The sequence below is a fragment of the Wolbachia endosymbiont of Cylisticus convexus genome (genome assembly GCF_003344345.1).
Genome location: NZ_QPIP01000100.1, coordinates 1 through 5,868, shown reverse-complemented (window position 1 = coordinate 5,868; position 5,868 = coordinate 1). Strand labels below are relative to the sequence as shown.

The window sequence follows — 5,868 nt, the reverse complement described above, 5'->3', positions numbered from 1 at the left end:
GTACATACTGTAATTGCTATTGAATGATGGAGAGACATACTCCATTATTTTAGCACGAAGTAACAAATTCAATGAATTAGTTCTTCAAGAATAATTTAAACTTTTACAGTAGGAGTAGTCTCATGAAACATTATAGCGGGTTAGATGTCTCACTCAAAGAAACTTTTATTAGTATCATTGATGAGAAAGGAAAAATTGTTAAAGAAGGGGTTGTTGCAAGTGAAAGCAGTGCAATAGCTGAGTTTCTGCTTGGTCAAAACAAAAAATACGAGTCCATAGGAATAGAAAGCGGGCAATTATCAATATCGATGTGCAAAGAGTTGAGGAATCTTGGATTACCAGTAACTTGTGTAGATGCAAGGCATATGGCAGCAGCATTATCTGCGAGAATCAATAAGAATGATAAAAATGATGCAAGAGGCATAGCACAAATGATGAGAGTTGGGCTATTTAAGGAGGTATTAGTAAAATCAGACGAAGCTTGTCAGGTTAAAATAATACTTGGAAGCAGAAGACAATTAATACGTTGCAGAGAGCAAATTGCGGGAACAATAAGGGGATTACTGAAAATATACGGGATAAAAGTTAATCAACGTCTTAGTTCTGCAAACTTTGCTTTAAAAGTGCAAGAAATGGTTAATAATCTAGATGAAATTAGCCAAACCTCAATTGAATCATTAGTACATAGTTTAGAAATAATAGAAGAATCAACAAGAAAACTTGATAAAATGCTCTCAGAACAAAGCAAAAAAGATGAGGATTGTAAATTATTAACTACTGTTCCAGGAGTTGGTATTATAGTAGCAATGACATATAAAGCTGCAATAGATGATCTGCATAGGTTTGAAACATCTTATACAGTTGGAGCCTATATGGGATTAAGTCCAAGACAGTACGCTTCTGGTGAGATTGATCGACACGGAAGTATATCAAAAATGGGACCAGTGGACTGTAGGAATATGTTATATGAAGCCGCGCAGGTCTTACTGGTAAAATGTAAAAGGACATTTAAATTAAGAAGCTGGGGATTGAAGCTTAAAAAGAAAAAGGGCATGAAAAAAGCAATTGTTGCAGTAGCAAGAAAATTAGCCGTGATTATGCACAAGATGCTAATCGATAGAAAAGAGTTTTGCTATCAATAAACACTAAAGAAGTATAAAACAATAATTTTACTGAAAGTAAAGATAGCAATGCCGATGGAAGGGATAAGCAAGAGGATAAGTTGAAGCATAGACTTCGTGGCGTACATGTTGCCGTCCACTTCCGCCTACAAGTATAGTGCGGCTTGGCTACAATATAAATTAGCCATATTAGACCGCGGAGAGAACAATGGAAGCATGCTACTTTTAACTTATGTAAAATCATTAAGACTATAGAGGAAAAGAATGATACCTTAGTTTTTATAAGCTTAATGAATATGTGGATAAATACTTTAAGTTTGTGTGGACGTATTTATCCACATATTCATTGGCTACATAGTTTAAAAGAGATTAATTGGAAATTAGTGTTGATGTTTTTATTGCCAATAAAACCTCTTTTGATTGAATAAGATAATACAATAATAAATAAAAGGTTGTATTAGAGCTGAATTTTACATCAAAAAATATTTTTCATGATACAAAAAATTATTGTTGACTTTTATGCAATTAGAGAACTTATTCACAGCTACACTAAATATTTAAATTAAGGATTATAATATATTAATTTTTTACAAATCCACTGAATTGAAAATTTTTCGATATTTTTCATTTTTTTTATTGACTTTTAGCACAACTGCTCTTTTCCCATTTCATTGAAAAATTTGTTGAGGTTATTTGATAGGCAAGTTATTTTATTCATCGTTACTTCTCTCACTAAAAACATATCTGTGAGAACTTGTTATTCTATCTCCTCATATCTTTTTCCTTAACTTGACTCCTATGGTTTATTTAATACTCCCATAATGCAACTTTTCATAAGTCTAAAAAGATTGTCAAACTTGCCAAAAGCGTTGGTATAGAAATTCTGTATCTTCCTGCGTATTCTCCTGATTTTAATGACATTTAACACCATTGATTTGTTATCAAAAACAGAGCCAAAGAGAATATTTTCTGTTTCAATCTTTTCGCCAGGCTGTCGATTTTGCTTTCCTTCATTTGTTTTCACTATTATGAGAAAAGCTATACTTGTAAATTAATCATTAATGTTATACACGTTCTTTTCTTTTTCTATTCTCTCTTGCTCTTCGATACAATATATAGCAAGCGGATTAGCTTTCAGTCTTTCAACTCCTATTTCTTCTCCTGTTCCATCACAATAACCATAAGTGCCTGATTTTATTTTTTCTAACGCCTCCTTAATTTTTTCTTTTCTATCTTTGCGGCGCTTAATTAATTCCCCATTTCCACTATCTCCATCAGAATAAATACTACTATCTTCTAGATCTTGTTTCTCCAGGTCAGCAAGTATTGATTGTAACTTTAAGCTAAAGTATTCCAGTTGTTTTACGTTCATATATTCTTCATTTTCTGAAGGAGTGTAATCTTCCGGTAACTTTATTTTCATTAACTTTTCCATAGCATTATCAATAAAATATATTAAAACTTATATAACTTGTGAACAAAAAATTATACTACCCTCAAAGTAAACACTATAATTTATAATAAACATTTAAAATCCTGGTATGATAGGTTTGGTAAAAAAATTAGTAATAGATGATAATAATGTTACTTATATAGTATGTATTTTTATTATAATGTTAAGTTTATCTTCATATACACTTGAAAACAACAATAAACAAGAAGTTATGTTAACATTAACATGGATATGTGCTACATTTGTTTTACAGATCTCTACAAACAATTTGTTTGCATCTGATCATCATGATGGAATATTAGAGCAAATCTTTGTACAGCCACTCTCTTCTAGGCTTATAATTGCTTATAAAATTTTCGCTCACTGGTTATTATTTGGGTTACCGATTTCAGTAATTTCTTCCATATTCAGCTTTGCAGTTCTAGGCAACAGTATTGAACACTCAATAGCAGTTGGAGTATCTTTATTATTTAATACGCTGATAATCATTAATATTTCAGCTACTGGAAATGCATTGATGATTGGTCGAAACAACTTAGCATCAGGAGTATCGCAAATTCTTGTTTTGCCAATGATAATGCCAACTTTTGTATATTTCAAATTGCTAACTCAATTTGAAAATTTATCCTTGAATATTTATACACTACTAATCACCATCTTAATTTTTGTCATTTTGATTGTTAACAGCACCATAACTACTCACATGGCATTAAAATTTGCTGTGGAACAAGATTGAAAAACCTTACTGTTATTTAATAGACTTCTTGTATCTGTTCAGGCAATGGCGTCAACTTAAGGAAAGATGTTAAGGAGTAAAATACTACAAGAGACAGCACTTTTGTTTCTATTTTACTTTTATTTCTCGGGTTGACACAGTTTATTTAACCATAGGCTTCAAGTTAAGAGATTGTGAGAAAATTTAGAGAGGTTAAAGTGGATAGTCTAGCCCTTCTACGTTTAATGAAAATTGCGACCAAGTTATAGTAAATTTCTAAGAACCTGTTTAAAATCTTTTCAGGAGTAGAGCAGTAAAAGCAAATTTGTAAGCTGGTGTTGAGTTTCCGCTCGCAATTTTCCATAACCGTCTACACTTCTCTAACCAAGCAAAAAACAACCCATCTTTTTGGCAATACGGCAAACCTGTGTAATTCGCTTCACCTCAACAGCTGCACCAATAGTATCTTTTATTTGAGTTGCAAAATTTTCTCCAGTGTAGCCGGCATCAACTAGTATATTTTGAGAGATTTTCTTTAGCATTTACAACCATTTTTACAGCACTGCTACGATCAGTTATTTCTGCCGTTGTGATATAAATTGCGTGTCTTGAGTATCAACTGCAATATGGCGCTGAAATCTTTTTACCCGCATCGTAGCCCTTGTTTTCAGCAGTATCTACATTTTTTACGCTCTGAGCATCAATTATACAGAAACTGTTTCCGACCATTGTTTTGTCGCAACTATAGCCCTTCTCATAATAGTAGAAAAAGAGTAAGATATGGATTTATAGTAATGAAGGTAAGTAGCATATAGTTATGACTTAAGGAAAAAGGTAATGGAAGCGTTGGATGAAGGAGAGAGTGGAGCCTAAGAGATTTAAGATCGGAAAAACAACTTTATATGAGTGGAAGAAAAGACGTGAGAAAATGGGAGATTTTCAGTCAAAAAAGCCTGGAAGCGTAGATAAAATTACCGACTGGAATGCATTTGCAAGGTGGCAAAATTCAGTCAGAGATGCTGGGGCAATATTAGTAGACAATCGAGCACTTAAAAATATAGGATTCACAAGACCTATGGATACAAAGAAAGAAATGAGGAAAAGCGAGCTCAATTTGCAAGGGTTATAGCGACAAAAGAACCTAAAGAATTAGTGTATATAGATGAGTCTGGACACTGAGCTATGGATATTGCCAGAAAGGACAGCCCTAAAATCTGGAATCAGCATGGTTGCAGCCTTAAGTGGAAGAAAAATAGTTGCTCCGTTAATCTTTGAAGGCCACTGCAATATGTTAATAAATGGTTTGAGCAATTTCTGACACCGATCTGGACAAACTTTGATAATGCTAACTTTTCATAAGTCTAATAAGATTACCGAACTTGCTAAAGGGGTTGGTGCAGAAATTTTATATCTACCGGGGAGTGTAAAATAAACCATAGGCGTCAAGTTAAGAGATTGTGAGCAAATTTAGAGAAGTTAAGGTGGATACCCTAGTTTTTCTGTACTTGTCTTTTAATGAAAATTGCGACCAAGTTATGGTAAGCTTTTTGAGAAAAATATTTAAGCCTTTAATTTTATTATTTAGTGCTAAAAATAACTCTCTAACCCGTCTTTTTAGCTCAATAAATGCCTTTGTTAAGCTAAGCTCCGTATTTTTTTTCAGTTCTGTGCAACCCACTATTCCATGAAATATAAGAATTGCACACAATTTGGCATATAGCTCACATAATACTCTGTATGGCTTTCCTCTCAGCTTATCAAGCCTTATATTACTCTTATATAATTTGAACAATAATTCAATTTGCCATCTTATTCGGTAAACTACTAGTATTTGCTCAGCATTAATCTTACTTTTTGGAACATTAGTTATAAATATCGACCAATTTAGTAACTTTTGGTTCCTTTGAGAAGATATGTATCCATGTGATCTTGCTAACTTATTAGCCTTTCTTCTTCTAACCATAGCTTGTTCTTCAGTTAGTTTTTTACATATAATTCTCACTTTAACCTTTGTTTCTTTTTCTAACAATACCTCCTGTTCTAGAAAAGATCGATCTTCCAAATGTTCTAGTAAATCTATTTTTTGACCTGTCTCTATATCATATATGTTGGTATCGGATTTATAACGACTTATGAAATAAGCTCCTATTTCATTGATTTGTTTAAAAGAACTTGGCACAAAATAACCCAAATCAGATATTAGTAAATCGTTGCTCGATATATTGCTTAAATGGCTTCTATAACCCTGATCTGACCTTATTCCTTCAGTTATATTAAGCTGGTCTAATGTCTGGTTTAGGTAGTCAAAAACTAATTGTAACTTTATTCCAGACTTAGTATTGCTTTCATAACCACTGTAGCTATAACCTTTATACATGTCTTCCATACTGTTAGGTAAGCTAATATAGCTGCTGTCTAATACCTTAACACCTCCAAAGTGCTTCAAGATTCTGCAATCAACTTGTAAGGTATTTTTAAGTAACGTTAAAGATTCATTATACATTCTTTTCATGAATTCCACTGCTTCCTTAGTAAATCTAAAGTCCAGACCTTGTTTTGTTATATTTATCGAGTCTTCA

Annotated in this window: 4 protein-coding genes and 3 pseudogenes; 4 read left to right on the top strand and 3 right to left on the bottom strand. The window is 32.7% G+C overall.

Going from position 1 to position 5,868, the window contains the following annotated elements; genetic code table 11:
• Positions 1–122 precede the first annotated feature (122 nt).
• Positions 123–1,142: an IS110 family RNA-guided transposase gene (locus Wcon_RS08280; RefSeq protein WP_114517104.1), complete on the top strand. Its 1,020-nt coding sequence runs from the start codon at positions 123–125 to the stop codon at positions 1,140–1,142.
• Between the two features lie 799 nt (positions 1,143–1,941).
• Positions 1,942–2,153, top strand: a pseudogene (locus Wcon_RS08275) (transposase); the annotation flags it as partial.
• 19 nt (positions 2,154–2,172) lie between these two features.
• Here Wcon_RS08275 and Wcon_RS08270 read toward each other — a convergent pair.
• Positions 2,173–2,556, bottom strand: a complete 384-nt coding sequence (locus tag Wcon_RS08270; RefSeq protein ID WP_047758972.1) for a TraR/DksA family transcriptional regulator — start codon at positions 2,554–2,556, stop codon at positions 2,173–2,175.
• Positions 2,557–2,662: 106 nt separating this feature from the next.
• On the opposite strand from Wcon_RS08270, the gene Wcon_RS08265 reads away from it, so the two are divergent.
• Positions 2,663–3,310: a heme exporter protein CcmB gene (locus Wcon_RS08265; RefSeq protein WP_114517840.1), complete on the top strand. Its 648-nt coding sequence runs from the start codon at positions 2,663–2,665 to the stop codon at positions 3,308–3,310.
• Positions 3,311–3,577: 267 nt separating this feature from the next.
• Here Wcon_RS08265 and Wcon_RS12170 read toward each other — a convergent pair.
• Positions 3,578–4,006: pseudogene (locus Wcon_RS12170) on the bottom strand (transposase); the annotation flags it as partial.
• Between the two features lie 120 nt (positions 4,007–4,126).
• On the opposite strand from Wcon_RS12170, the pseudogene Wcon_RS08260 reads away from it, so the two are divergent.
• A pseudogene (locus tag Wcon_RS08260) lies at positions 4,127–4,706 on the top strand (transposase); the annotation flags it as partial.
• 30 nt (positions 4,707–4,736) lie between these two features.
• On the opposite strand, the gene Wcon_RS08255 reads toward Wcon_RS08260, so the two are convergent.
• Positions 4,737–5,868: IS4 family transposase (locus Wcon_RS08255; RefSeq protein WP_114517839.1), on the bottom strand; the 1,132-nt coding region annotated here is incomplete at its 5' end.

Bases quoted from the DNA above. Each gene is read 5' to 3' on its own strand.
- Wcon_RS08280 (WP_114517104.1), top strand. From the start codon at position 123: ATGAAACATTATAGCGGGTTAGATGTCTCACTCAAAGAAACTTTTATT.
- Wcon_RS08265 (WP_114517840.1), top strand. From the start codon at position 2,663: ATGATAGGTTTGGTAAAAAAATTAGTAATAGATGATAATAATGTTACT.
- Wcon_RS08270 (WP_047758972.1), bottom strand. From the start codon at position 2,556: ATGGAAAAGTTAATGAAAATAAAGTTACCGGAAGATTACACTCCTTCA.